Origin of the sequence: Rhizobium sp. NZLR1, from assembly GCF_017357385.1 — a bacterium.
Taxonomy (GTDB): Bacteria; Pseudomonadota; Alphaproteobacteria; order Rhizobiales; family Rhizobiaceae; genus Rhizobium.
Window position 1 is genome coordinate 735,529 of record NZ_CP071633.1, and the last position, 26,203, is coordinate 761,731.

Below are 26,203 nucleotides of genomic sequence, written 5' to 3' on the forward strand. Positions count from 1 at the left end.
CAGTCCTGTGAGAAAGTCTGTGCCCCGCCGGGTGCAATCCCGGAGAGGCTTTAAAGCGCCGTGCGTCTGTAAGACGCGCTAAGGACGCAGAGCCATGATTTTCTCCTCCGATTGTTGCCGCGGTCTCCTGTCGGTCCTCCCGCAGCACGCCAAGCCATTTGTGGCAGCGCTGCCATTTGCATTAGTCTATTTTGGCAGCGCTGCCAACACCAAATTGGTAGCGCTGCCAAAAAAACCTTGCTTCTTGGCAGGGGCAGTGAAAAATGGTGACAGCGCGGTGGTTGCCGGCCGACATCTAGCAGCCATCCCAAAAGCGTGAGTTCAGACATACCATGGAATTCAAACAGCAGGTGGCGGTAACGCTTGCCGAAGTCGCGGAAGCGGCCGGTGTTGGCGAGAGTACGGTGTCGCGTGTGCTGCGCAATCACGGCTCGTTTTCCGGCAAGACGCGGGAGCGGGTGATGGCCGCTGTCGAACGGTTGGGCTATGTGCCGAACCGGATCGCCGGGACGCTGGCCTCCACCGGTTCGCGTCTCGTTGCCTTCGTCATTCCCTCGCTGTCCAACATCGTCTTCCCCGATGTGCTGCGCGGCGCCAGCGCCGTCCTGGAGGAAAACCGTTATCAGGCGGTGTTCTCCGTCACCGACTATGATCCGGGCAAGGAGGAAGCGCTCGTCGCCGCGATGTTGGCCTGGCGGCCGGCGGCGGTCATGCTGGCCGGATACGAGCATACCGACGGGACAGTGAAGATGCTGCGCGCCAGCGGGTGCCGGGTCGTGGAACTGCTCGATCTGGACGGAGATGCGCTCGATATCGCTGTCGGTTTCTCGAACCGCGCGGCCGGGCGGGGGAGCGCTGCCTTCCTGCTTAAGCGGGGCTATCGCCGGATCGGCTATGTCGGTCACGACCTCAATCGTGATACCCGCGCCGGCAAGCGGTTTTCAAGCTTTTGCGAAACGCTCGAGGCCTCTGGCGCGCCCCTCGTCGCGCGCGAAATTCTCGCCGGCGCTTCGTCTGTGGAAAACGGCAGACTGGGGTTGGAGCGGCTGCTTGGTCGGACGACCGATCTCGATGCGGTTTATTTCTCCAACGACGATATGGCGCTGGGCGGCTATTTTCACTGTCTGGCTGAGGGGATCGCTATCCCCTCGAAGCTCGCCATTTTCGGCTATAACGGCCTCGATATCGGCCGGGCGATACCGCAGCCCTTATCGACCATCCGAACACCGCGCGTGGCGACGGGAGAGATAGCCGCACAACTGGTCGTCGCCAACGCGCCGTCCCAGGCCGTCGATCTCGGTTTTGAACTGATCGAAGGCGCAACCGCGTAATATGGAGGAAGTGTCATGTCCGACGCGCGCCAGCGTGAAGAAATTTGCCGATACGGCCGCTCGCTGTTCGAGCGCGGGCTGACGCCCGGTTCGTCGGGCAACATATCGTTGCGGCTCGATGACGGTGGCTGGCTGGTCACGCCGACCAACGCCTCGCTCGGTTTTCTCGATCCGGCACGGATCTCCAGGCTCGACGCCGAAGGCCGGCTCTTGTCCGGCGACAAGCCGACCAAGGAAATTCCGCTGCACACTGCTCTCTACGATACACGCGGCAGCGCCCGCGCCATCGTCCATCTTCACTCCACCCACGCGGTGGCGCTGACCATGCTGCCGGAGATCGATCCGCGCGCCGCCCTGCCGCCGATGACGCCATATTATCTCATGCGCGCCGGTGAAACCGCTCTGGTGCCGTATTACCGTCCCGGCGATCCAGCGGTGGCCGACGCCATCCGCGGACTGGCGGGCAAGTATTCGTCGGTGCTTCTGGCCAACCACGGACCTGTCGTTGCCGGTGACAGTCTGGAGGCGGCGGTCTTTGCGACCGAGGAACTGGAGGAAACGGCGAAGCTCTATCTGCTGTTGCGCAATCTCAATCCCCGTTACCTCAGCCCCGGGCAGGTGACCGATTTGGTCGACACGTTTGGCCTCGACCTTCCTTCGCATCACGATCACGACGACCATTGAACGGCTAGAACAAGATTCTGAGTTTAGGGCGCGAAAACCGCTCACCCTTGTCGGTACTCTGCTCTAATCGAGCGCAGACAGCACCGATGCCGTGATCGCGTCCGTCTTGTCCTTGCCGGGAATTGCGCCGATGCCGCGTGCCGTCGTCGCCTCGATTGCGGCCATTACCTCTCCGGCAGCAGCCGTTTCTCCCAGATGCTCCAGCATCATTGCGCCCGACCAGATGGCGGCAATCGGATTGGCGTTGCCGAGATGGGCGATATCCGGCGCCGAGCCGTGCACCGGTTCGAACATCGACGGCGCCGAGCGATCGGGATTGATGTTGGCGGAGGCCGCGAAGCCGAGCCCGCCCTGGATGGCGGCGCCAAGGTCGGTCAGGATATCGCCGAACAAGTTGGACGCGACGACCACATCGAGGCTTTCCGGCGCCATGACCATGCGGGCGGCCATGGCGTCGATATGGTAGCTGGTCACCTCGACATCGGGATATTCAGCGGAAAGCCTGTGGGTGATCTCGTCCCAGAAAACCATCGAATATTTCTGCGCGTTGGACTTTGTCACCGAGGCAAGCTTGCCGCGGCGCGCACGGGCTTGTTCGAAACCGAACCTCAGGATGCGCTCGACCCCTTTGCGGGTGAAGATCGAGGTCTCCACTGCCACCTCGCTGTCGGTCCCCTGATGAACACGGCCACCGGCGCCGGAATATTCGCCTTCGGTATTTTCGCGAATGCAGAGGATGTCGAAGTTCTCCGACCGCAACGGTCCCTGCACACCCGGCAGCAGCCGGTGTGGGCGGATATTGGCATATTGCACGAAAGCCTTGCGGATCGGCAGCAGAAGCCCATGCAATGAAACGGAATCCGGCACTTTGCGAGGCCATCCGACCGCCCCGAGCAGGATGGCATCGAAGGATCTCAGCGTTTCGATGCCATTGCCGGGCATCATGCTGCCGTTCGCCAGATAGTAGTCGCAGGACCAGGGATAGCTGGTTGCATCAAGAGAAAATCCGTTCGATTGAGCTGCCTTTTCGAGTACGGCCCAGGTTGCTTCCGTCACGTCGTGGCCAATGCCATCTCCGGGCAGAAGGGCGATCTTGTAGGTCTTCATCGCAGGTCCTCATAGGCTGATGAGCACACGCTTGCTCTTGCTGTTGGCGAACTGGGCTTCGCGGCCGGGACCTTGCCGATCCCAGACGGCGTATTGCGGTCGCTCGGCAATGACTTTAGAGGGAGGCTCAGGCTTTATTTGCCGAAAGTGACCGAGATTTGGTCGATTGTTGTGTTTGCGCCGGCCTCGCCAGTGAATTGTATCGAGCGGCCTGTTCCGGTCCGGGCGGAAAAGTTTCCGAGCGCACGATACCGCCAATAAGGCTGCAGTGTCCCCGTTGAGGCCGGGCGGCTCAGATAATCGAACGCAGCCCGAGATAGGTCGCCAAACTGACGGCGGAGAGGGCAATCGTCAGCTTGGGCCTTGCATCGTCGAACATGGCCGCCAATAAAAGGCCGAGCATCACGATGACAAATTTTGCCCAAAGATCCTGATCGGAGACAGTGAAAGCGATTGTCGCCAGAAAGACGGCACTTGCGACGATTGTCACAGGGGCAGCTTTCTCGGCGAGATCGCCGCCTGGGAAATATGGTAGAAGGAAACGCCGCATGCTCAAGCCTGAAGCGACGCTCAAAAGAAGACAGGTCAAGACAAGGTGCAACATGGGGTCGTCGCCGATCGATCTGCAGATGGACTTGCAGATGCAAGCGCCATGCCAGCCGCAATCGCCGTACGGCAGGGCAGTGCCGCTGCTTAATGGCTATTTCCGCGGCGTAGCGATCCTTTTTTCGGCATTCGCCTGCTTGGTCGGTTCGCGGATGGCGTGACATTCAGTGGCGATCGCGTTGGGGATTGGAGCGTGGACGATGAGCCCTCAAAACAGGCCATCCGGATTTCCGGCTCGCTTTTTCGTCCGATGCCGAAACCGGCTTGAGCTGGGACAATGATTTTTATATAGAGAATTATCCTTCTCCTTAATTCTGGAACAGAGATCTTTCATTGGACCTTTCCTCGATCGAGATATTCCTCGCCGTTGCCGGCGACCGCAGCGTTACCAAGGCTGCCAAGGCCGTCGGCCGGGTGCCATCGAATGTGACGACGCGCATCCGGCAATTGGAGGACGACCTCGGCGTTTCCCTGTTCAGCCGAGACGGCAAGAAGATGACGTTGACGCGGGAAGGCGAGACGTTTCTTGCCTATGCCAACCGGCTGATGGCGCTGGCACTCGAAGCGCGCCAGGCCGTTCGGCCTCTTGCCCCATCGGGGATATTGCGGGTCGGCACGATGGAGAGCACGGCGGCAAGCAGGCTGCCGGCGGCGCTGAGGCAGTTCAACCGGATGTGGCCTGATGTGTCGCTTCATCTGACGATGGGGGCGTCCCGCGATCTCGCCCGCGCCGTTGTGGCCGATGTGCTGGACTGCGCGCTGATTGCCCGCCCGCCCAAGATAATGCGCGGGGAAGACGTGGGTTTCGAGGCTGAACTCAAGGCGCTGGAGATGGAGCCGGTCTTTGTCGAAGATCTGTTGATCGTGCTGCCGTCCGGGCATCCCGCGGTCAAATCCGCTGCCGACCTGCGCGTCGGGTCGATTGCCGCTTTGGAGCCTGGCTGCACCTATCGCAGGATAGCCGAAAACTGGGCGCGCAAATCGAGCGCCCTGCCGACGAGCGAACTAGGCTCCTACCACGCGATCTTGGCGAGTGTGGCGACCGGGAATACGGCGGGTGTGATGCCGAGATCCGTTCTCGACCTCATGCACTGGCCGACGTCTGTTCAGACCCACCAGCTGGGGCTAGTCGAAACGCTGCTCGTCTACCGCAAGAATGATCGGCCGAGTGCGTTCAATGCATTCTATGAAGTCCTCAACGCGACAAAAGGCAGAGATATCAGGCTGGCAGCACACTAGCCCGCCCGCCCCTCTTCTTCTTCTTCTCTCAGTCCGCCAGATAATCCTCGCTTGAAAATTGGTGTTGTCATGCCGTATCCCGTTTCCCCGAAGGTGGGATTAAGCCGCCTCCGTCGCTTCCGGTTGTTTTCACCAATTCTGGCCGGCGCGACCTTACGAGAGCGTTTGATTGCATGTGTCGGCGCTTTGCTGGCCATTGGTTTTACCGGCGTCATCAGCGGTTATCTGTTCGGGCAGGGGCCGCATCTTCCCTTGATCGTCGCGCCGATGGGGGCGTCCGCGGTGCTGCTTTTCGCGGTGCCTGCAAGCCCGCTTGCGCAGCCTTGGTCGATCATCGGCGGCAATACGATTTCCGCCCTCATGGGAATCATTGCCGCCTACTTCATTCACGATCCGATCATCGCGACCGGTGTCGGCGTTTCGCTTGCCATCGGCGCGATGTCCTTTACGCGCTGCCTTCATCCGCCTGGCGGAGCGGCGGCGCTGACCGCGGTGCTCGGCGGTCCTGTCGTTGCCGGCTGGGGTTTCCTCTTTCCCTTCGTGCCCGTCGCTTTGAACTCCTGCATTCTCGTCGGCCTCGGCCTGCTGTTCCACAAGCTTTCCAAGCGGAATTATCCGCACGTCGTTCCGAAGCCGGCGGAGAACACCCATCAGACGATCGATCTGCCATCGGCCGTGCGGGTGGGTTTTCGTGAGGAGGATGTCGATGCCGCCCTCGAAGCGCTCGACGAAACCTTCGATGTCGATCGGGCGGACCTCGGCCGGCTGCTGCAACAGGTCGAGCTGCAGGCAGCCATCCGCTCCAACGACAAGATCAGTTGCGCGGATATCATGTCGCGTGACGTAATCGCTATTGGCGAAGCTGCAGAACCGGTTGCCGCGCGGCATCTTCTCTTGAAGCACAATATTCGTACCCTGCCGGTGAAAGATCCAGAGGGTCGCCTCATCGGCACCGTCGGCTTGCGGGAATTATCCGAAGGTACGGAGACCATCGCGCGCGCGATCTCGAGGCCGGCGGTAGCGAGACCTTCGGATGCCGCTTTGTCGCTATTGCCCGTTCTGAGCGACGGCCGTACGCATGCCGTCATCATTGTCGATGACGATTACCGCATCCTTGGCCTGATATCGCAGACGGATCTCTTAAGCGCAGTGGCGCGGCTGCTACCGAAGGACAGCGCCCCGATCCCGGCCGTGGCCTGGGTGGCGGCGCAAACCGGCTGCCATCGGGCAGCACAGTTGGAGGATAGCCGGTGCTGATCGAGCGCGATCCGAATGGGAATTTCATTTTGGAATCAACAGAACTGGCGGAACGGTTCGGGCTGTCGCTGGCCGACCTGCGCCGTCACATGCGGCATGGCTCCGTTGTCAGCACCGTGGAAATCGGCACCGCTGAACATGAGGGCACCAGGCGGGTATCGGTTCGGCTCGGCAACAGGCTTTGGCGAGCCGTTCTGAATGATGAAAATGAAGTGCAGCAGGAGCAAATGACCGTTCTTCGGGGAAAACCCTCTGGACGGCACCCGCGCTGACACCGGTATGCATCGTGCGTGACGCGTAGATGTCGGACCGCGTCACGTATCCGACCTGTTTCACCGCGTTCGCCTGTCGTAACAGTCATGCACGCCTTCAGGGAACCGATCATCGACTCCGGCGTTCGAAATAAAGACGATAGTTGAGTTGCCCCCGGCCCAGGCGAATGGTGCCGTGTTGAAAGGCGAGTTCAAGCTGCGCTCAGGCTCGAATCCACATTTCAGCGCTATTAGCTCCCGGTGATCGAGGCTCGATGAGCTCGGTTACTGACCCATGTCTTTTGGCCGATGTCTTTTGGCCGATGTCTTTTTGACACACGTTTTTGGAGTGAGTGATATGGAAGAGAAGACCAACATAATCAAAGACCTCAGCATTGAGGAACGCGAGGAAATCTTCGTCGATATCGCTCGTACGCTGGAAGACACGGCACGTGAGGCCCTTGTCGAGGGCGATGCGCAGTTTGCAGAACTTTCCATCAACATGGCGGAAGCGATCCGGGTCAACGCCGATGAACTGGCCCGTGACGATCCCGAGAATGCCGAGCGCGTGCTGCTCCAGGCCACGGCGATGATCTCGCAGTTCGAGGCTGTGCATCCCTATCGGATGGTGAGCATGGCCGTTCATTGATGGCCGGATTACCAGCCGTGTGCTCCTGCTCGATCCTCCGCTCAAATCATTGCCAATAGGCGGGAACTCTCGCTACCCGCGAGGGTTATCGGATTGCAACATCCTTTGAATGAATGGGAGGACAAGTGGTATGGTATCCAGATCCGCAGTGCCGCCGGAAAGCGGCACTGACGACGCGCGCTCCGCCGATACGCAGCAGGCCGCGAACGATCGTCGCAGGACATTGGAGAGTGCCCGCAGCAATATAAGCGCGGTGATAGACGAAGACAGCGACACCGAAACCCCAAGCCTGAAGCTTGCGAAGAAATATCTCAGCCTTGGCGGTCGCCGCCGGTCAAAAATTGACGACAACATCACCGATGTCCGCCAGTGGGATGAGGATCCGCCGGAGGCTGAGCGTTTCTGGAAGGAAAGGGTGGAGACCCTTTCAAAGGATGAGCGCAAACAGGTAGAGGATTTTCTTCCTACCATAAACACGCCCTAAGCGGCAGTCCGGCCGTATATTCGAACGGCTCACTCGAATGCGCTCGGAGGAAGTCATGGCTACAGACAAGCACGAGCAGATACGTCGCCGCGCCTACGAAATCTGGGAGGCCGAGGGCCGGCCGGATGGCGCGGACCAGCGCCATTGGCTGCAAGCCTGCGATGAACTGGCCGGCGAGGATGAGCACGAGACACTGCAAGACCTGCTCGATGAAGACGACAGGGATGATGCGGCGCTGCTTCAAGGCGCCGGTGAGAGCGGCGATCTCGATCGGCAACCACCTAAGCCCGGCCGGGCCGCCGAGACTACCATGCCTGATATCGAGATGACGACAGGCGAAAAGCCGTCTCAGCGGAAGATCAGGAAGGCCGAAGGGCCGTAATTCCATGCAGCATCTCGACCACGCCATCCAAATCGCTCTCGAGGCGCATGAAGGGCAGGCTGATAAGACCGACCGGCCGTTCTTCGAGCACTGCCAGCGGGTAGCGCTTCTGGTTTCCGGCGACGAGACGCGAACGGTCGCCTACCTTCACGACGTCGTCGAGAAGGGAAGTGGGTGGACGCTCGACAGGCTGAGGGAGGAAGGCTTTCCGCCGGGGATTATCTCCGCGGTGGATGCTTTGACGCGGCGGACGGACGAGCCGGATGACGACTTCGTCAGACGTGCGGCATCAAACCCGCTGGCCCTGCCGGTCAAACAGGCCGACCTCGAAGACAATCTCAGTCAAGCCGAACAGGCCGGCAAGAACGCGGAAAAATACCAGCGCGGCCTGGATCTCTTGCGCGAGCTGAAGAGCAGGTAATAAATTCGCCCGGTTCGCTGGCAATTGCCACCCAGCTCGGCAATCGGCGGTAGCGAATGATCGCTCACGTCAGCCATGCGACAGAACGGGCCCGCGGCTTGTGTCCGCGAGTGCCAACGTCCCGAAGTCTTCAATCCATTTCACGTTTTGTTGGTAAACCACACCGTCGGGGCGCCGAGCACGCCTCCCGTGCGCATCGCCGTTTTCAGCTCGTCAAGCTTGCTGAATGCCTGAGCCGCTTCCAGCGTGGCAAACTCGTGGGTGACGGTAATATCGTTCGGATTGTCGATCGCGCGATAAACGGCTTGCGCCATCACCCCGTTGGCCTTCTGCACCGGAGAAAACCCATCATATATCTTGCGCCAGGCGGCGTAGTCGGAGACCTCGTGCCGCACGAATAATGTCGTCATATCATCCTCCCGCGTTGAATTTTTCAGGTTTGGTCGGGACGCGTGTTATGATTGAACGAGGAGCACCAGACTCTCGGGCAAGACGCCGTCATGCGCCATCGCGTCGGCAGCTGCCTTGGTCTGCATGAAGGCCATCAACTTTTCCATATCGGCGACGTCCATGACCAGGCCGACGCGGTTAGACGTTTGGGGGTCTATAAACGTGCGAATGTTCGTGACGCCGATCGGTTCGAATACCTGTTTACGCATAGGTGAAGCGAGCCAGTGTTTTGTGTCTTTTACATTGTGATAGGCCATTATTGTAGGCATTGCCTTCTCCTCTGGCATTGGAAAATGAAAGCCGAGTACATCACTACGCTTTACTGAGTTTCATTTCAACAATATTGCGTTGAATGGCCGTTTACGATCGCTGCATCAAAAATATAAATATAATTATCCGGAGTAATCCGAATATACTATGGTCGGCAGCGGGTTTGACTGTTGCGTTAGTTTTCCGAGAATGGCTTGTGGTAGTTCCGGGGTCCGCGACCGCAGCCACGCGTGAGATGGCTGAGGTTCAGAATGATCGAACGCGAACCATTTAATCTCAAAGCCTATGTGCAAGGCATCGGAACAAGGCCATGCTTTATCTGCGGCTTGGTCGAGGATGACCCGGCCTTCTTTCATCATCGCGTTTATGACGACGACGAGACCATCATTTTCCTGAGCAAATATCCCACTCTGCCCGGCTATTGCCTTGTCTGTCCGAAGGAGCACCGTGAGGATCTGGCGCGAGACATATCGGCAGACGAATATCTGCGACTACAGGAGAAGGTTCACATTTTGTCGCGTGCCCTCAAAAGGGTGTTCGATGCCGAGCGAATTTATGTGCTTTCGCTCGGCAGTCAGCAAGCCAATAGCCATTTACATTTTCACGTCGTTCCCTTGCCTTCGGGCGTCCCGCTTGAGGAGCAGCAATACCACGCGTTGATGGCCGAACACGGCGTTCTGCAGATACCCGATGATCAAATGGCGGAACTGGCGCAGCGGATCGCTGAAGCGTACTATTCCGAGCGGACTAATCACAGTTAGCCTTACGACGCTCGAGTGGTCCAAGGATGGTGATGCCTTCGCTATGTGCGGCGTCCGCCATCTTTCGGTCGGCCGTCGCCAGAGGCAGGCCCTGTGTTTTCCCCAGGGCGACGTAACTCGCGTCATATCCCGTCAGCCCGTAGTGGCTCGCCGGCGGGATTTGCAGCTACATCCACAGAGCAAAGGCCGGCACACGCACGCCTTTCTCACGGAAGCACCGCTCCAGCTCGTCAAGATCCGGACCAGCCGGCGGATTGCCCAGCGCCTTTGTCCAGTTTTCGCGGCTCGGCAAAGCCATTGCCGCGGTTGCCAGCAAGGTGGTTCCCGGACTGATTTCGTCGCGTAGCTGCGGCAGCAGGGTCTTGGCGTGGATGAGGTTGGTATTCGGGATCGGGCTCATCGCATGGCCGGCCCTCGGATCGGGCGATAGATCCACGATGGCGCTGACGTCCGTCTGGCCGTACCAGATAGCCCGGCCTTTCGCCTGTTCGGATCGGTCGGCATTGAAATCCGCGCGTTCGATCGCAAAGCCGCCCTCGATGGTGCTCAGTGCCCGCGGCGTGGCGATGCGGTGAATGCGAATGTGCCAGGGGTTTTCGGGGATGAGCCAGGTCTCGACGGTGACATCGCTCCAAGGGTGCCAGCGCGAATAGAGCCGATCGCCAGATATCAGCGCCTCCTCGAGGGTTTCCCGCATGCGGAAGTGGACGCCGTCGTCGGAGAGGCCGAGCATGCCGTCGAAGCTTGCGGCCGAAAAATTCCGGTCGTCGGCTTCGATGTTGAAGGCGTAGCGGGTGGAATAGACGAATTTCGAATATTTCTCGTTTGCGCCGCGCATCTTGTCGTGCTGCTGGCCGGAGGAGAGCACGACGACGTTTCCCGGTGTGTGCATGGCGACCATTCCCGCTTGCTTCAACGCAACCGGCTCCGAAAATTCCGGCTGCGGCGCTTCCTCGGCGGTCCAGAATGGATGATCCCCCGCAAGTGCGAGCGGCAGGAAGAATTTCAACGCCCAATAGGGCGAGCCGGGCGAGTTGTAGCTCTCGCTCATCAGCAGGTTCGGATAGCCATAGCCGATGGAGAGAACGCCGTCTCGCTCCGCAATCGGCATGGCTGACCACCAACGGATATGGCGCATGTAGTAGCCCTTGATCTCAGCCCAGGGCAACGCTTCGACGCCGGCAAAGGCAAGTGCGCCCCAGAAGCCACCGGCCGCGAAGCGGTAGGTCTGGCTACGGCCGAAGGCAAGTGCGGCGCCATCGGGGCCGAACCAATGGCGGATATCCCCGGCGAAGGTCCGGGCGCGATCGCGGAAGCGGTCCTTACGCGCCTCGTCGCCACGCGCCAGCACGGCATAGATCAGGCCGTAAAAATGCATGGCGAAGGGGATGTAATGATCGACCCGCCGCACAGGCCCGTCGCGATACCAGCCTTCGCCGAGATCGAAAGTCTCGAGTTCGTCGAGATAGGTCAGGGTTTTCCCACGGTCGAACGCAACACCCACGCGCTCCAGCCCGAGATCGATGAGGACGCGGAAGAATTTCCAGTTGTTGTCGATGAATTCGAGATCTCGTGCCGCGACGAGATAGGCGGCGACCGTCTTCTTCTGGCTATCGCTCAACGGCTCCCAAATATGTTCAGGCACCAGCGCCAATGCGAAGCCGACGGCAGCCAGCTCGACCAGCCGCTGATTGCGGTCGGCAAGATCGCCCCAATATTCGGGATGATTAGGATTGGTCCCATTAGACAGTCCGCGCCGATAGAGATCCCAATGCGGGAAATGGCTGCCGCCGGCCGCGAGCGGGACAATGCCCCACAGTGGCCGCGCAAATCCTTCGAGATCCGCCGCTGCCCGGTCGAAGATCGCGCCGGTAGCACCGAGGCGCACACGGGCGCCGCCTTCGGAAAAATAGGGCAGAAGCGGTGCGAAGAGGTCGATGACGGCCTTCGCCAGGTCGTCGCGCGTCTTCAGAGGATTGCCGGAAAGCGGGTTGGCCGCGGTGGGATCATATATCATCGTCAGCTCGGAAATTTCCTGAAACAGGATTGGCCGCGGGCCATGTCCTGGTCCGCGGCCGTCGGCATCTCATGAAGTCTACTTGATGGCCTTCACGCCTTCGGTCATTTCCTTCAAGCCGTCGTCGACGGAGGTGTTGTCGGTCATCATCGCGTCATGGACGCGGTTGAGCACGACCTCGATCTTGGCAGCGTTCGGGTTGACCGCCATCTCCAGATAGGCTTTCGACGGTATCAGAGCCTCCTTGCTGGCCGCGTCCTCAGGGAAACCTGGCGTTGCGGCGATCTTTGCGCTGACGTCAGCGGTCTTAAGCGCCGGGAAGGTGCCCGTCGATGCTATGACTGCAGCGCCCTCGGGACCGGTGACGAACTTGATGAAATCGAGCGCGGCAGCCTTGTGGTCGGAATTGGCGTTGACTGCGAGGCCGGAGATCTGGGCAGCCGTGGTGCCGGCCGCTACGCCGTCCGGATGCGGAAACTTCACGATGCCCCAGTTCTTGCTCTTCGATTCACCCGATTTCACCTTGGCGATCTGGGTGCCGACGAACCAGGTTCCCATCGGCAGCATGCCGATCGTACCGTTGAAGAAGAGCGCCGAATAATGCGTGTTCGATGTCTTCAGGAAGGCGTAGGAAGGAATGGCCCCATCTTTCTGCAGGGTGAGCGCTCGCTCGTACCAAGGCTTCAGGAAGGCGTAGTCGCCATCGACGAGCGTGTGTTTCCCGTCGAGGATGCCGGGCAGCTGAACGGTCGAACGCCAGGTATGCAAGAGCGCGCCATAGGTCTTGTTGGCGCCCATGCCGCCCGAAAGCTTCTCGGCGGTTGCGTCGAACTGCGCCCAGGTCATGTCATTGGTGGGGTAGGGAACGCCTGATTTGTCGAAGACGTCCTTGTTGTAATAGACGATCCAGAAGTCGGAGCGGAACGGCAGGGAATAGATCTTACCGTCGATGGTCAGTTCCTCGAGCAGGCCGCCATAGGGAGTTGGATCGATTTTCTGCTCGGTCACGAAGCTGCTGAGATCGGCGATATTGCCGGCACGCACCAGATTGGTGTAGCCCGGTACGTCCTTGATGGTGACGATGTCGATATCCTTAGAGCCACCGGTCAGCTGCGTCGAAATCATCTGCTGGTAGTCCTGCGAACCGAGATCCATCGGCTCGAATTTCACGTTCGGATGCTTGGCCTGATAGGCCTCGATCAGCGGCTTGTAATAGGCGGTCTTGTCCCAGTCCCACAAAGCCCATTTCAACGTCACCGCGTCCTGGGCAAGCGCTACGCCGGCCGTTGCCGCTGCCAGCGTGAAACCTGCTACGGCAAGTTTCATCGTCCTCCCGAGTTTATCCAAATACATTGCTGTTCTCCTTCCCTGGATCGTTTCTGAATCAGATATCTTATGAAGCGTCTTGTGCATGCGGTTTACGGTGCGGCTGCGTCGCCTCTGGCAAGTCCAGCACCAACACCGCCGCCCGATGGACGCCGAATGCGACGGCGAACATTCCGAGTGAAAAATTGACGGTTGCCGGCATGAAGGCGGAAACCGGATAGAAGAGGATATGCGCCAGCCACAGTGTGGCGACGAAGGTAAGCGCTGCAAGCGCCGGGAACGGACGGAGGACGGAGGCGAGCGCAGCCAACCGCAGCAGCCGGAGAGCCGGCAGATCGCGCATCACCATCAAAACGATGAGGTGACAGGCGAAAACCGCGACGAAGGCGGCGGCGGCGAGCGCGATCGTCAGCGGTGCGGCGAGCAACAGGTCATCCCGCGCGCCGGCGGCATAGGTCATGATCGCATGGATGCAGATCGCAAGAGCGCCCGTCAGTGCCAGGCCCCAGGCGGTGGCGCGCCAGAAGTAGCGCAGAAAAGCTTCGGTGAACTCTCTGAGGAGATAGGTGTTGCGATCCTCCACGAAGGCCACCGAGACGCGGGCCATGGCGGCGAGCGCGGCCGGCAGCGTTACGACGAAGAGCGAAGCCAGGATGAACAGGACGTTCAGCTTGACCATCTCCCACCATTCGCGGGCGAGGATCTCGGCAAACAAGGCAAGACCGGTCCGCTTCGGAGCATCCTTTCGAATGCCCGGCCCCTCCCTCGTCCACATGTCCCGCAACCGCTGCATAGCCTTCTCCCGCAGTCGCCTCAGTAAAGAATCGAGCGTTCCGTTTCCTTGTCGAACAGCTGCGCATTGCTCATGTCGGCGACGAGCCTTGCCGTCTCGCCGATCGCCGGACGGAAACGCGGCGAGACCCGGGCGATGAGATTGCGGCCGCCCGCCACCATGTTCAGGTGCACTTCCGAGCCCATTGGTTCTGCAAGTTCCACGACCGCATCCAGCGGCGCCAGATTCTCTTCCGAGATGTCGGCCGGCGGCAGTTCGTGAAAATTCTCAGGCCGGATGCCGAGCACCAGTTCACGTCCCTCATAGGGTGCGATCCTGCCCTTGTCGAAATGATCAGGCAGCGGCAATTCCCGACCATCGAAGACGGCGACATAGCCGTCGCCCCGGCGCTGAACAGTCGAGGGCAGCATGTTCATCTGCGGCGCGCCGATGAAGCCGGCGACGAACATGTTGACGGGACGATCGTAGAGGTTCTGCGGCGTATCGACCTGCTGGATGTGGCCGTCCTTCATGACGACGATCCGGTCCGCCATGGTCATGGCCTCCACCTGGTCGTGGGTGACGTAGATGAACGTGGCGTTGAGGCGCTTATGCAGCTTGGTGATTTCGGAGCGCATCGTGCCGCGCAGCTTGGCGTCGAGATTGGAAAGCGGCTCGTCGAGAAGGAAGACGGCGGGATTGCGCACCATCGCGCGGCCGAGCGCGACGCGCTGGCGCTGGCCGCCCGAAAGCGCCTTCGGCTTGCGGTTCAGGAGATGGGCGATGTCGAGGATCTTGGCTGCATCCTGCACTTGGGCATCGATGAAGTCTCGCGATACTTTTCTGAGCTGCAGGCCGAAGGCCATGTTTTTGTAGACGGTCATATGCGGATAGAGCGCATAGTTCTGGAAGACCATGGCGATATCCCGATCCTTGGAGGGGACGTCGTTCATCAGGTCGCCGCCGATCTTCAGTTCTCCTCCCGAGATCTCCTCGAGGCCGGCGATCATCCGCAGCGTTGTCGATTTACCGCAGCCGGAAGGGCCGACCAGGATGATGAATTCCTTATCGGCGATTTCCAGATCGATGTCGTGGACGACGGTGAGCGCGCCGTAGGATTTGTTCAGCTCTTTAAGCGAAATGCTGGCCATCGGGTCCTCCTGAATTCACCAATAGGAAGACCAGCGGCGCGAAAGGCGCGTCAAAGCTTCCATGTAATAATAATCTCCCCAGGAGACGCATTCATCGACGCCCTCGCCGCGGCAGGTGTTGAAGGGTGATTTCTTCGAATAGGTGGCGTGCAGCACCAGGCCGTTGGAGATCGTGGGATCCTTGACCGCATAGTGGTCGGCCAGGCTCTTCATCATCCGCCGCGCCAGCGTGCGATAACGCTCGGCGGCTTCGGCTTCGACGAGATCGGCCATCTCCAGAAGGCCACAGGCGGTAATTGAGGCCGACGAGCTGTCGCGCGGCTCGCCGTCTGCGTCCGAAAAGACGAGATCCCAATAGGGCACCATGTCGGCCGGCAGCCGGTTGAGATAGAAGGTGAGCAGCCGGTCGAAGGTCTGGCGATATTCCTCAATCCGCTCGTAACGATAGGAGAGCGCCATGCCTGAAATTCCCCAGGCCTGTCCGCGCGCCCAGGCGCTGTCGTCTTTGTAGCCTTGCTTGGTGGCGCCGCGCACCGGCGCTCCGGTGACCGGGTCCATATAGAAGGTGTGATAGGTGGAATCGTCAGGCCGCACCGAATTGGCGAGCGTGGTGCGGGCGTGGATGAGCGCGATCTCGCGGTATTTCGGATCACCGGTCTCGCGGCTTGCCCAGTAGAGAAGCGGCAGGTTCAAGAGGCAGTCGATGATGTAGCGGTATTCTTCTGCTTTACCCTTGCGGCCCCAGGCCTGGATGAATTGGCCGATCGGCTGAAAACGTTCGATCAGCTGGTCGGCGGCGAGGATCGCAGCCCGGCGCCCATCCTCGTCTCCGACGAGCTTCCAGGCGGCGATGCAGGAGGGCGAATAGAGAAAGCCCATGTCGTGATGATCGGTCTCGATGCGGTTAATGATCCGATGCAGGAACGACTGGACCTGGGTCTGCGCGGCATCTCGGAAAACTGCCTCGCCGCTGTGTTCGAAAGCGAGCCACAGCTCTCCCGGCCAGAAGCCTGCTGTCCATTGGTCGTTGGCGACAGCGGGGTAGAAATTCTTGACGCTCGAATGGTTCTGCGCGGCATGGGTGAATTCGGGAAGGTTGCGCCGGATCTGATCGACAGCGAGATCGAGCGCGGTTTTCACCTCCTCGTCGGTGATCGGCTGCGGGGCGACTGAGGAAATGGCGTTCATGGCCTAACCCTTCAATCCGGTCGAGGCGATGCCTTCGACGAAGAAGCGCTGGAGTACAAGGAAGACGACGAGAACCGGGATGAGCGCGACGACGGAGGCCGCCATGATCAGCCCATACTCGGCCGAATATTGCGAGATGAACATGCGCAGGCCGATCTGGACCGTCTTCAGCTCGGTCTTGGTCAGATAGATCATCGGCCCGAGAAAGTCGTTCCACGTGGTGACGAAGGTGAAGATCGTCAGGGTCGAGAGCGCCGGCTTCGACAGCGGCAGCATGATGCGTGCCCAGATCTGGTACTCGTTCATGCCGTCGATGCGGGCCGCCTCGCAAAGTTCGGTCGGAATCGACATATAGAATTGCCGCATGAGGAAGACGCCGAAGGCGGTGAAGGCTTGCAGGCAGATCAGCGCCAGATGGGTGTTGTTGAGGCCGAATTCGCGCATCAGCAGGAATTGCGGCACCATATAGACCTGCCAGGGCATGGCGATGGTGGCGATGTAGCCGAGGAACAGAGTGTTCTTATAGGGAAAATTCAGCTTGGCGAAGGCGTAGGCCGCAAAGCTGGAGGTCAAAAGCTGCAGCAGCGTGACGATGATCGTCAGTTTCGAGGTGTTGTAGATGAAGAGGGCGAGCGGGATCTTCGTCCAGATATCGACGTAGTTTTGCCATTGCGGTACGGACGGTATCCACTCGATCGGGAAGGCGAACACGTCGCGGCTGAGCTTCAGCGATGCCGAAAGCATCCAGGCAAAGGGCATCAGCATGATCAGCGTGACGGCGATGACGATGGCATAGATCGCGACCGTCCCGACGGTCACCTTGCGTCCGGCGATCCTCATGCCTCGTCCTCCCTCTGGCGCCGGAACTGGAAGACGGTGACCGCGAGGACGAGGAAGAACAGCACCAGCGAAACCATGCTGGAATAGCCGAGATCCCAGGAAATGAAAGCTTCGTTGTAGATGTGGTAGACGAGGACCAGCGTCGAGGTGCCGGGTCCGCCTTGGGTGATCATGTAGATCTGATCGAATACCTTGAAGGACTGGATGGTCAGCATGACGGTCACGAAGAAGGTCGTCGGGCCGAGCTGCGGCACTGTGACATGGATGAATTTCTGCCAGGAATTGGCGCCATCGAGGTCGGCGGCCTCGTAGAGTTCGGCATTGATGCCCTGCAGGCCGGCCAGATAGATGACCATGTAATACCCCATGTTCTTCCAGATGCCGAAGAGGATCACCGTCACCATCGCCCAGTGGCGATCGGCTGCCCATCCCGGCATGTTCTTCGGGTCGAGGCCGAGCGTGTAGAGGGCCATGTTCACCGGTCCCATCTCGGGGTTGAAGATCATGTTCCAGACGACCGCGACGGCGACCAGCGAGGCGACATAAGGGAAGAACATCGCCGTGCGGAAGAAATCGCGCCCGACGATCTTCTGGTTGAGGAGAACGGCGAGGCCGAGGGCGCAGACGAGCGTCGCCGGCACGGAGGCGACCGTGTAGATAACCGTGTTCCAGAACGCCGCGATGAAGGCCTTGTCCTCGAACAGCCGCCAGAAGTTGTCGAGGCCCGCGAATGTGATCGCGTTCGAGCCGTCCCAATGCATGAAGGCGAGCGCGAAGGCGAACAGGATCGGGCCGAGCGTGAAGACGGCAAAGCCGATGAAATTTGGCGCAATGAAGGAGTAGGCGACAAGCGCGTTGCGTATCCTGCGCTGGCGCTTGGACAGGACCGTGACCTTCCGGCCGGAGGCTGCCAGAGCGCCATCCGCTGCGATGACCGAATTCGATAGGGACACCGATGCCTCCTCTTCCTCTCGCATCGACATAGCACAAATCCCCTATTGGTCAAACAAGTTCTGAATGTGTCATATGAATTTTATGGAAATCGCAAAATACATATGATAAGTGGGCGGGAAAGCAGACGTCCATCAATGCTTTTCCGGTACGGGGAGAGACATGTTCAGTCAGATTTCAGGAGAGCTGCCGGATGTGCTGGGCGATTTCACGCCCGGGGCGGTCTGCTCCGATCGCGTCAGATGGAATTCCGTGCCGCAGGCGACGCGCGAACTGGTCGTTCGGGAGGCCGAAGAGACTCTGGCGCGGGCCTGGCCTGTTATCACTGCGTCGGACTACCGGGCGTTCACCGCGACGGGCAACCGTTCGCGCTTCGAGGAGCTCTATTTCACACGGCGCCGGATGCTCAACAATCTGGTGCTTGGCGAACTTATCGAAGGTGCAGCCCGGTTCCTGCCGAAGATCGTCGACGGCATCTTCCTGATCGTCGAGGAAAGCGGCTGGCAGCTTCCGGCGCATAATGCCTATGAACGCAGCGGCGCGCGGCTGCCGCTACCCGACAATTCGCAACCGGTCGTCGATCTCTTCGCAGCCGAAACGGCTGCCCTGCTTGCCACTATCGTGGCCTTGCTCGGCGACGAACTCGACGGCATCAGCCCCGAGATCACCGCACGGGTGGACCGCGAGATCGAGGCCCGCATCCTTACGCCCTATCTCGCCCGGCATTTCTGGTGGATGGGCCGCGACGATGAGCGGATGAACAACTGGACGGCATGGATAACCCAGAACGTCCTCTTGACGGTCTTTTCGCTGAAAACAGATCAGGCGACGCGCCACGCCGTCGTCAGAAAGGCACTCGGCAGTCTTGATGCTTTCCTGAAGGACTACGCCGAGGACGGCGCCTGCGAGGAGGGCGTCGTCTACTACCGCCACGCCGCGCTTTGCCTCCACGGTGCATTGACCATCCTCGATACCGTGGCCCCGGGCCTGTTTGCCAGGTTCTGGCAGCAGCCGAAGGTCCGCAACATGGCCGAATATATCGCCAACATGCATGTCGCCGGCCGCTACTATTTCAACTTCGCCGATTCTTCCGCGGTGGTCGAACCCTGCAGTGCGCGGGAATACCTGTTCGGACAAGCGGTCGGCTCGCCGATGCTGGCCGAGTTCGCCGCAGCCGACAGGGTCGCCGCCGACAATCCGCACCTGCCCGGGGAATGGAACCTCTGGTATCGCGTGCAGGAACTGCTGGTCGGCCCGACGCTTCCCGCTGCCGTCCACCCGCGTCATGCGCGCAGGCGCGAGATCTTCTATCCCGGCATTGGTCTGTTCATCGCTCGCGACGAGCAGTTTTCGCTTGCCGTCAAGGGCGGCAACAACGGCGAGGGCCACAATCACAACGATGTCGGAAGCGTGACGCTCTATAAGAACGGTCGTCCGTTGCTGATCGATGTCGGTGTCGAGACCTATACTGCAAAGACCTTTTCGGCGCAGCGCTACGAGATATGGACGATGCAGTCGGCTTTTCACAACCTGCCGACCTTCGCAGGCGTCATGCAATCCGCCGGCGAAGCGCTCGGCGCGCGCAATGTCGAGGTCGGGTATGACGAGCAGAGCGCGCGCATCTCTCTCGATATATCTGGCGCCTATCCCGCCGAAGCGCAGTTGCACAGCTACCGTCGCGTCGTTTCCCTGCTGCGTGGCCGCCATGTCGAGATCGTCGACACCTATGACGGGGGCAAGCCGGCCATCCTGTCGCTGATGACATGCCTGGCACCGACCGTAACCTCGGACAGGATCGATCTCGCCGATCTCGGCAGCATTTTCGCCGACGGCAGTGGGCCGATCGAAATCGATGAGATCGACGTGGACGACATCAGGCTGAGAGCGGCCTGGCCGGAAAAAATCTACCGGCTGCGCCTATCGTTTCCCGGCAGGGTCCTGAGATTGCGGATCGTCTGAGGAGGACGAGCATGAAATTGACGCTAAAGATCACGGACGCCAATGGGTTCGTGCTGGCAAGCTCCACTGGGCAGGACGAGACGTTTCTAGTCTATCGCCAGAGCTATCGCGAGGGCGATTGCGTCGTCGTAGAAGCTTCAGAACTCGGGCATGTGTTCCTGGCGCTGGACAGCGCGATCCAGCCCGGCCTCGTCTATATCAGGGAAAGCGACTATTGCTTCGCCGTGCCCTTCGGCGACAAGCGCAAGTCCTATTCGCCGAACGCCTTTAAGGGTGATATCCATCGGCTTTCAGCAAAAAGCGCGCGGCCCGATGAGATCGCCCAGCGGCGCAATCTCGCCCTGAACCCCTGGGACGATCACGCCAATCGGACGCTTTTTCCGCATGCGCGCGCCAATGTCGAAACCCGAGGGGAAGCGGTCTTTGCGGCGCGCAACGCGATCGACGGCGAAAAGGCCAACGACGATCATGGCTTCTGGCCCTACACCAGCTGGGGCATCAATCGCGATCCGCAAGCCGCGCTGACCGTGGAGTTCGGCAGGCCCGTCCGGATCAACGAGATCGTCTTCTACCTCCGGGCCGATTTCCCGCATGATTCCTGGTGGGAGAAAGCCAGCGTCACCTTCTCGAATGGCAGAACCTCTTCTTTTCCGCTGGTGAAATCCGGCGCCGCGCAGGTTTTTTCCATCGAGCCTTGCATCGTCGAATGGGTCGAAATGCATGGCCTGATCAAGGCGGAGGACGGCTCGCCTTATCCGGCGCTGACGCAGGTCGAAATCTGGGGAACGGAAGCGCCGGGCGCCGGAGACCGGAACGTCGCAGCCGTTGCTACCGAAGGCGAGGCTAAGCACGCCTGATAGCAGAGAAACCGCGTCGCTTCCGTCAGAGCATGTGCCCATGCTAAGGAGGTCGGATGCGACTGCTTGTGGTGGAGGACAACAAGGATCTGGCGGCCTGGCTGGGGAAAGCCCTGCGACAGGCGCAATATGCTATCGATATCGCCCATGACGGCGAGGACGCCGAGCATATGCTCAAGGTGGCCGAGTATTCGGCAATGATCCTCGACCTTGCGCTGCCCAAGCTTGACGGATTGACGCTCTTGAAGCGATTGAGGCAGTCGGGAAGCAAGCTGCCTGTCATCATCTTGACCGCGAATGCGAGCCTGGATGGGCGTGTGGCCGGGCTCGACAGCGGCGCCGACGATTATCTCGCCAAGCCTTTCGAAATCGCCGAGCTCGAAGCGAGAATCCGCGCGGTGGTGCGCCGCGGGCAGGATCGCGCATCGTCGGAAATCACCGTCGGAAACCTACGTTTTTCCGGTGGGACGCGGCAGTTTTTCGTCGCGGATGAGCTGTTGCAACTGACGCCGCGAGAATATGCTGTCCTTGAGCAGCTCGTCATGAAGCTTGGCACCACCGTCTCGAAAGCCACGCTTTCTGAAAGCGTGTTCGGTTTCGACGACGAGGCGGATCCGAGCGCCATCGAAATCTACGTCCACAGGCTGCGAAAGAAGCTCGAGAGCAGCTCGGTTCAGATCGCGACGTTGCGTGGGCTCGGTTATCTCCTCAGACATGTCCAGTAGCGTCGTCACAAAGGTAGGGGCGACGATCGCGCGGCTCAGCCGGAGCCTGAGGGTGCAACTGCTCTGCTGGGTGCTGCTGACCCTGCTCGGCGCCATCGGCTTCAATCTTTACGACAGCTTCTGGACGGCCGACGCGACGGCAAAGCTGGTGACGGATCGAACGCTTCTGGCCTCGGCCCGGGTCATCGCCGAGGCCGTCCGCGTCGACGAGGGCGGCAATGTTCAAGTGGACGTGCCGCCTTCCGCGCTGGAGATGTTCGATACAGGCTTCGGTGACCGGGTGTCCTATCAGGTGATCACTGCGTGGGGCAGTCTTGTGAGTGGCGTTCCCGACCTGCCGTTGCCGGCCATCCATCGCGCAGGTGAGGATCGCGCGTTTCATGGCGCCGATGTGCGCGTCATAATGCTCGACCATCCTGTCGTCGGGCTGCCCGATGACGGCACCATCTCCGTGACCGTCGCCGTGACCCATAACAGCCAGTACGCGATGCGACGGCAGCTGTGGCTCTCGGACTTTTCGAAGCAGTTTGTGCTCCTCTTCGTCGCAAGCCTGGTAACCATCCTCGGGCTTCAACGGGGCCTGGCGCCAGCTCTGCGACTGCGGGACGCTGTGCGACAGCGCGGTCGCAACCGTCTCGATCCGCTGCCGCCGGAGATGGTGCAGAGCGAACTGCAACCGCTCGTTCACGCACTCAACGACTACATGGAGCGCGTCCAGAACCAGATGGCCGCGCAGCGACGGTTCGTATCGAATGCTGCCCATCAGCTGCGAACGCCCTTGGCGCTGATTTCGACCCAGGCGAGCGTGGCGGCCCGGGAAGACGATGCGGGTCGCCGCGACGAGGCGCTCTTTGCGCTTCGCACAAGCACGAAGCAGATTTCGCGTCTCGCCAGCCAACTCCTTACCTTGTCACGCGCCGAGCCCGGAAGCCGGCGCCCGCGCAGCGACGCTGCCGACCTCAGCAAGGCAGCCCGTGAGATTTTGGAGGCGCATGCTGAAGAGGCGCTGAGGCGCAACATCGACGTCGGTCTGGAAGCGGATGGTCCCGTCATCGTCGAAGGCGACGGGACGATGTTGCGCGAGATGCTGGTCAACCTCATAGACAACGCGATCCGCTATACCAGCCCGAACGGACGGGTGACCGTCACGGTCGGGCAAGCGGACGGCAACGCCGTCGTTACCGTCGAGGACAGCGGGCCGGGGATTCCCCACGGGGAGCGGGAGCAGGTTTTCGAACGGTTCTACCGGATCATGGGGACCGAAGCGGAGGGCAGCGGTCTTGGGCTTGCGATCGTCCGGGAGGTCGTCGAAGGTGCGGGAGGTTCAGTCTCGCTCGATGATGCAGATGGCGGCGGTCTTGTCGTTACCGTGCGGCTTCCGCTGACCTGAACCCGAGGCGAGGTTCCTTTCAAGATTGACTGCATCAATGAAAGAAGGCCGGGCATGGCGCCCGGCCTTCAGTACGATCTGCCTAGGGAGGATCGATCTGTTTACTGCGTGTCGAGGTGCTGCTGCGGCCGCCACTTCGCCAGACGGTTCTCGACCAACGTCATGATGTATTCCGCAACAAGCGTGACGACCATGACGAGGAGGATTGCCGCGAACATGCCGGCCGCATCGAACGTACCCTTGGCGATCGAGATGAGCTGACCGATGCCAAACCGGGCGCCGACGAATTCGCCGACGATTGCGCCGATGATCGCGAAACCGAAGGACACGTGCAGACTGGCGAAGATCCAGCTCATCGCCGAAGGAATGATCACCGCGCGGGTCACCTGCCAGTCCGAGGCCCCAAGGATGCGGGCATTGGCGATCATATTGCGGTCGGCCTCGCGCACGCCCTGGAAGGCGTTTGCAAACACGACGAAGAACACCATGATGAAGGCGAGAGCGACTTTGGAGGGCAGGCCGAGGCCCATGATCATGATGAAAATGGGGGCGAGAACGACGCGCGGTATCGAGTTGATCGCCTTGATGTAGACGGAGAAGATGTCCGACAGAAAGCGGTTGCGGCCGAGGCCGACGCCGACGAAAACGCCGGTGATCGAGCCGGCGAAGAAGCCGATCAGCGCCTCTTCCATCGTCACCCAGAGATTGTACCACAGCGAACCTTCGGTGGTGCCTTCCGTTGCCCATTCATAGAGGCGCTGAACGACGCCGCTCGGGCTCGAATAGAAGAACGGGTCGATCCACTGCATATTGGAGGAGAGTTCCCACATGCCGATCGCGAAGACCAGGATGGCGATCTGCCAGAAACGCACCAGAAATTTCCGCTGACGCATCGCCTTCAGCGCCGACGCCTCGATTTCTGTATCAGACGTGCCCGGCCGAAACATGGTGGCCGAACCGGCCTCAAGAGTGGTGTGTGCCATGATATCCTCCCTCAGGCCGCTTCGCTTGCGCGGCGGTAGCTGGTCTCGACCTCTTCGCGGAGGTCCTCCCAGATCGTCTTGCAATAGTCGATGAAGCTCTGCTCGTAGCGGATTTCCGACACGACGCGCGGGCGTGGGAGATCGATCGTGTAGACCGACTTGACCGTCGCGGGGCCGGCGGTCAGCACATAGACTTTATCCGCGAGCGCCACAGCCTCTTCGAGATCGTGGGTCACGAACACTACCGAGGCCTTTCGCTCCGCCCAAAGCTTCAAGAGCTCTTCATGCATGACTGTGCGGGTCTGCACGTCGAGCGCCGAAAACGGCTCATCCATCAGCAGGATTTCGGGCTCGTTGATGAAGGTCTGCGCCAGCGAGACGCGCTTGCGCATGCCGCCCGAAAGCTGGTGGGGGTAGTGATGGAGAAATTTCGAAAGACCGACACGGGCGATCCAGTCGCGGGCGCTCTTTTCCGCCTCGGCGCGGGACTTTCCGCGGAACAGTGGACCGGCCATGACATTGTCGATGACGTTCTTCCAGGGAAAGAGCGCGTCGGTCTGGAATACGAAGCCGACACGCGGGTCAATGCCGGTGATGGGCCCGCCCATCAGCCGGACTTCGCCGGCACTTGGGCGTGCGAGACCGGTCACGAGGTTGAGCGTCGTCGATTTCCCGCATCCGGTAGGACCGACGACGGCGACAAACTCTCCGCGGGCAACCGTCATGTTGAAATCGCGCAAGGCTGTGAGGGATTTTCCGGTCGGCGAGACGAAGCGCCGGCTGACGTTGATCAGCTCGATCGCCGGGATCTGCTTGTTGTCATGTTGCATGATGATACCTGAGGCGTGCCTTAGGGCGCGTGCACGCAATGCCCATGGATCGATCGGAGGCCGCTTCCGGCTGAAGCCGGAAGCGATATCACGCGTTACTTGACGTTCTTGACGAATTCCGTCGTGTAGGTCTTGGAAAGGTCGATCTGCTTGCCTTTGACGTTCTTGGAGAATTCCGAGAGCACGGCAAGCACGGTCTTCGGACCGTCTTCCGGCATGACACCATCAGTGGTGAACATGCCCTTGCCGTCGTTCAAAGCCTTGATGTAGCCGTCCTTGTCGCCGACGTAAAAGTCCTTCGGCATCTTGTCTGCGATCTCGGCGGCAGAATGCGTGTTGATGTAGCGCAGGGTCTTCACGAAAGCGTTGGCGAGCTTTTGTGCCTCGTCCTTGTGCGCATCGACCCAAGCGGTTTCCATATAGAGCGAGGCGGCCGGATAGGTCCCGCCGAGCGCCTTTCGGGTCGATTCGACCGTGCGCATGTCGACGAGAACGCTGGCTTCGCCGGTTTTGATCAGGCGCGAGATCGTCGGTTCCGTCGTCATGCCGGCCTGGATCTGATCCTGTTGCATGGCGGCGATGAACGTGCCGCCGGCACCGACTGGAACGGTGACGACGTCGCCCGGCTGCAGGCCGGCCTTCGACGCCATGAAGAGCGTCAGGAAGTTGGTGGAAGAGCCGAGGCCGGTAACGCCGAGGGTCTTGCCCTTGAAATCGGCCGGCGATTTGATCTCCGGATGCTTGCTCGAGACCATCTCGACCTCACCCGGCGCCTGACTGAACTGGACGAGAGATTCGACGAACTTGCCCTTGGCCTGCAGGTCCACGCAATGGTCGTAGAAGCCGACAACACCCTGGACGGCGCCCGCCAGCAGCTGGTTTTCGGCATCGACGCCGGCAGCTTCGTTCAGGAGTTCGACGTCGAGGCCTTCGTCCTTGAAGTACCCGAGCGATTCGGCGAGCTTGGCCGGCAGATAGATCTGCTTTTCATAGCCGCCGACCATGATGGTGATCTTGTCGGCTGCGTTTGCGGCGCTCGCAGCGAAAGATGCTGCAGCGAAAAGCGTGGAAAGGGCTACGGTTTGAAAAAGGCTGCGTGAAGAACGCATGGAAATCTCCTCCTGGTGCTTGCATCGTCGTCTGGCCACCTTGACCGTGCTCCTCCACGATGCTGCCCTTTCCTATGACGTCGAAGCTTTCAACTAGCTTTCAGCCGCAGAAGGGTCAAATAGCGCGTCCAATCCATGCGACACGCCGAAAAACGCGTTGCGCGCGCTTCCATACAATGGAGGAGCCTGCTCAAATTGCCGGGAAAGTCGCTT

At 60.2% G+C, this 26,203-nt stretch carries 30 protein-coding genes; 16 read left to right on the forward strand and 14 right to left on the reverse strand.

Features of this window, described 5'->3' with window-relative positions:
- Window positions 1–94 precede the first annotated feature (94 nt).
- From J3O30_RS25890 to J3O30_RS25900, 3 genes are read left to right on the forward strand one after another with little or no spacing between them, the layout of a single operon-like run.
- The gene (locus tag J3O30_RS25890) at window positions 95–319 is read left to right on the forward strand and encodes a hypothetical protein (protein WP_207584640.1); all 225 of its coding nucleotides are present in this window, start codon (window positions 95–97) and stop codon (window positions 317–319) included.
- A gap of 13 nt (window positions 320–332) precedes the next feature.
- Window positions 333–1,331: a LacI family DNA-binding transcriptional regulator gene (locus tag J3O30_RS25895; protein WP_207584641.1), complete on the forward strand. Its 999-nt coding sequence runs from the start codon at window positions 333–335 to the stop codon at window positions 1,329–1,331.
- Between the two features lie 15 nt (window positions 1,332–1,346).
- On the forward strand, window positions 1,347–2,015 hold the full coding sequence (locus J3O30_RS25900; protein ID WP_207584642.1) for an aldolase: 669 nt from the start codon (window positions 1,347–1,349) through the stop codon (window positions 2,013–2,015).
- A gap of 63 nt (window positions 2,016–2,078) precedes the next feature.
- On the opposite strand, the gene J3O30_RS25905 is transcribed toward J3O30_RS25900, so the two are convergent.
- Window positions 2,079–3,122 (reverse strand): tartrate dehydrogenase, encoded by a 1,044-nt coding sequence (locus tag J3O30_RS25905; protein ID WP_207584643.1) that lies wholly within the window; start codon window positions 3,120–3,122, stop codon window positions 2,079–2,081.
- Window positions 3,123–3,414: 292 nt separating this feature from the next.
- Window positions 3,415–3,726, reverse strand: a complete 312-nt coding sequence (locus tag J3O30_RS25910) for a hypothetical protein (protein ID WP_207584644.1) — start codon at window positions 3,724–3,726, stop codon at window positions 3,415–3,417.
- Between J3O30_RS25910 and J3O30_RS25915 the strand changes: the two genes are divergently transcribed.
- From J3O30_RS25915 to J3O30_RS25950, 8 genes are all read left to right on the forward strand, one after another.
- A complete protein-coding gene (locus J3O30_RS25915; protein ID WP_207585205.1) occupies window positions 3,671–3,889 on the forward strand; it encodes a hypothetical protein in 219 nt (72 codons plus the stop codon). The genes J3O30_RS25910 and J3O30_RS25915 overlap by 56 nt on opposite strands.
- Before the next feature lie 172 nt (window positions 3,890–4,061).
- Window positions 4,062–4,967: a LysR family transcriptional regulator gene (locus J3O30_RS25920; RefSeq protein WP_207584645.1), complete on the forward strand. Its 906-nt coding sequence runs from the start codon at window positions 4,062–4,064 to the stop codon at window positions 4,965–4,967.
- 69 nt (window positions 4,968–5,036) lie between these two features.
- Window positions 5,037–6,224 carry an HPP family protein gene (locus tag J3O30_RS25925; RefSeq protein ID WP_207584646.1) on the forward strand — a complete coding sequence of 396 codons (1,188 nt, stop codon included), beginning with the start codon at window positions 5,037–5,039 and terminating at the stop codon, window positions 6,222–6,224.
- A complete protein-coding gene (locus tag J3O30_RS25930; RefSeq protein ID WP_207584647.1) occupies window positions 6,218–6,496 on the forward strand; it encodes a DUF6522 family protein in 279 nt (92 codons plus the stop codon). Before J3O30_RS25925 ends, J3O30_RS25930 begins: the two co-directional genes overlap by 7 nt.
- Window positions 6,497–6,833: 337 nt before the next feature.
- Complete coding sequence (locus J3O30_RS25935) at window positions 6,834–7,124, forward strand: hypothetical protein (RefSeq protein WP_207584648.1); 291 nt, start codon at window positions 6,834–6,836, stop codon at window positions 7,122–7,124.
- Between the two features lie 130 nt (window positions 7,125–7,254).
- Window positions 7,255–7,608: a hypothetical protein gene (locus J3O30_RS25940; protein WP_207584649.1), complete on the forward strand. Its 354-nt coding sequence runs from the start codon at window positions 7,255–7,257 to the stop codon at window positions 7,606–7,608.
- Window positions 7,609–7,663: 55 nt separating this feature from the next.
- Window positions 7,664–7,990, forward strand: a complete 327-nt coding sequence (locus J3O30_RS25945) for a DUF2934 domain-containing protein (RefSeq protein WP_207584650.1) — start codon at window positions 7,664–7,666, stop codon at window positions 7,988–7,990.
- 4 nt (window positions 7,991–7,994) lie between these two features.
- Window positions 7,995–8,411 carry an HD domain-containing protein gene (locus tag J3O30_RS25950; protein ID WP_207584651.1) on the forward strand — a complete coding sequence of 139 codons (417 nt, stop codon included), beginning with the start codon at window positions 7,995–7,997 and terminating at the stop codon, window positions 8,409–8,411.
- 140 nt (window positions 8,412–8,551) lie between these two features.
- On the opposite strand, the gene J3O30_RS25955 is transcribed toward J3O30_RS25950, so the two are convergent.
- Window positions 8,552–8,821: a cyclase gene (locus J3O30_RS25955; protein WP_207584652.1), complete on the reverse strand. Its 270-nt coding sequence runs from the start codon at window positions 8,819–8,821 to the stop codon at window positions 8,552–8,554.
- A gap of 45 nt (window positions 8,822–8,866) precedes the next feature.
- Window positions 8,867–9,130 (reverse strand): hypothetical protein, encoded by a 264-nt coding sequence (locus J3O30_RS25960; protein WP_207584653.1) that lies wholly within the window; start codon window positions 9,128–9,130, stop codon window positions 8,867–8,869.
- Between the two features lie 252 nt (window positions 9,131–9,382).
- Between J3O30_RS25960 and J3O30_RS25965 the strand changes: the two genes are divergently transcribed.
- Complete coding sequence (locus J3O30_RS25965; RefSeq protein WP_207584654.1) at window positions 9,383–9,892, forward strand: HIT family protein; 510 nt, start codon at window positions 9,383–9,385, stop codon at window positions 9,890–9,892.
- Between the two features lie 166 nt (window positions 9,893–10,058).
- Here the strand turns inward: J3O30_RS25965 and J3O30_RS25970 are convergent, their stop codons facing one another.
- From J3O30_RS25970 to J3O30_RS26000, 7 genes are all read right to left on the reverse strand, one after another.
- Window positions 10,059–11,909 carry a DUF2264 domain-containing protein gene (locus tag J3O30_RS25970; protein WP_207584655.1) on the reverse strand — a complete coding sequence of 617 codons (1,851 nt, stop codon included), beginning with the start codon at window positions 11,907–11,909 and terminating at the stop codon, window positions 10,059–10,061.
- A 78-nt stretch (window positions 11,910–11,987) separates the two neighbouring features.
- Entirely contained in the window at window positions 11,988–13,262 is a 1,275-nt protein-coding gene (locus tag J3O30_RS25975) for a sugar ABC transporter substrate-binding protein (protein ID WP_207584656.1), read from the reverse strand.
- A gap of 40 nt (window positions 13,263–13,302) precedes the next feature.
- A complete protein-coding gene (locus tag J3O30_RS25980) occupies window positions 13,303–14,028 on the reverse strand; it encodes a YesL family protein (protein WP_207584657.1) in 726 nt (241 codons plus the stop codon).
- A 20-nt stretch (window positions 14,029–14,048) separates the two neighbouring features.
- Window positions 14,049–15,158: a sn-glycerol-3-phosphate ABC transporter ATP-binding protein UgpC gene (gene ugpC / locus J3O30_RS25985; protein ID WP_207584658.1), complete on the reverse strand. Its 1,110-nt coding sequence runs from the start codon at window positions 15,156–15,158 to the stop codon at window positions 14,049–14,051.
- A 15-nt stretch (window positions 15,159–15,173) separates the two neighbouring features.
- Complete coding sequence (locus tag J3O30_RS25990; protein WP_207584659.1) at window positions 15,174–16,346, reverse strand: glycoside hydrolase family 88 protein; 1,173 nt, start codon at window positions 16,344–16,346, stop codon at window positions 15,174–15,176.
- 3 nt (window positions 16,347–16,349) lie between these two features.
- Window positions 16,350–17,186, reverse strand: coding sequence for a carbohydrate ABC transporter permease (locus J3O30_RS25995; protein ID WP_207584660.1), 837 nt, complete (start codon window positions 17,184–17,186; stop codon window positions 16,350–16,352).
- The gene (locus J3O30_RS26000; RefSeq protein ID WP_207584661.1) at window positions 17,183–18,169 is read right to left on the reverse strand and encodes a sugar ABC transporter permease; all 987 of its coding nucleotides are present in this window, start codon (window positions 18,167–18,169) and stop codon (window positions 17,183–17,185) included. The genes J3O30_RS25995 and J3O30_RS26000 overlap by 4 nt, the downstream gene beginning before the upstream one ends.
- Window positions 18,170–18,299: 130 nt before the next feature.
- Here J3O30_RS26000 and J3O30_RS26005 point away from each other — a divergent pair, with 130 nt between their 5' ends.
- The 4 genes from J3O30_RS26005 to J3O30_RS26020 are packed head-to-tail and all read left to right on the forward strand — an operon-like array spanning window position 18,300 to window position 23,068.
- Window positions 18,300–20,096: a heparinase II/III family protein gene (locus tag J3O30_RS26005; RefSeq protein WP_207584662.1), complete on the forward strand. Its 1,797-nt coding sequence runs from the start codon at window positions 18,300–18,302 to the stop codon at window positions 20,094–20,096.
- A gap of 11 nt (window positions 20,097–20,107) precedes the next feature.
- Entirely contained in the window at window positions 20,108–20,953 is an 846-nt protein-coding gene (locus tag J3O30_RS26010; protein ID WP_207584663.1) for a carbohydrate-binding protein, read from the forward strand.
- A gap of 56 nt (window positions 20,954–21,009) precedes the next feature.
- Window positions 21,010–21,678 (forward strand): response regulator, encoded by a 669-nt coding sequence (locus tag J3O30_RS26015; RefSeq protein ID WP_007635395.1) that lies wholly within the window; start codon window positions 21,010–21,012, stop codon window positions 21,676–21,678.
- Window positions 21,668–23,068 carry a sensor histidine kinase gene (locus J3O30_RS26020; RefSeq protein ID WP_207584664.1) on the forward strand — a complete coding sequence of 467 codons (1,401 nt, stop codon included), beginning with the start codon at window positions 21,668–21,670 and terminating at the stop codon, window positions 23,066–23,068. The genes J3O30_RS26015 and J3O30_RS26020 overlap by 11 nt, the downstream gene beginning before the upstream one ends.
- A 101-nt stretch (window positions 23,069–23,169) precedes the next feature.
- Here the strand turns inward: J3O30_RS26020 and J3O30_RS26025 are convergent, their stop codons facing one another.
- The 3 genes from J3O30_RS26025 to J3O30_RS26035 all read right to left on the reverse strand — a co-directional run bounded on the left by J3O30_RS26025 (window position 23,170) and on the right by J3O30_RS26035 (window position 25,990).
- Complete coding sequence (locus J3O30_RS26025) at window positions 23,170–24,051, reverse strand: ABC transporter permease (RefSeq protein WP_207584665.1); 882 nt, start codon at window positions 24,049–24,051, stop codon at window positions 23,170–23,172.
- Window positions 24,052–24,062: 11 nt separating this feature from the next.
- A complete protein-coding gene (locus J3O30_RS26030; protein WP_207584666.1) occupies window positions 24,063–24,881 on the reverse strand; it encodes an ABC transporter ATP-binding protein in 819 nt (272 codons plus the stop codon).
- 95 nt (window positions 24,882–24,976) lie between these two features.
- Window positions 24,977–25,990, reverse strand: coding sequence for an ABC transporter substrate-binding protein (locus J3O30_RS26035; RefSeq protein ID WP_207584667.1), 1,014 nt, complete (start codon window positions 25,988–25,990; stop codon window positions 24,977–24,979).
- Between the last annotated feature and the right edge of the window lie 213 nt (window positions 25,991–26,203).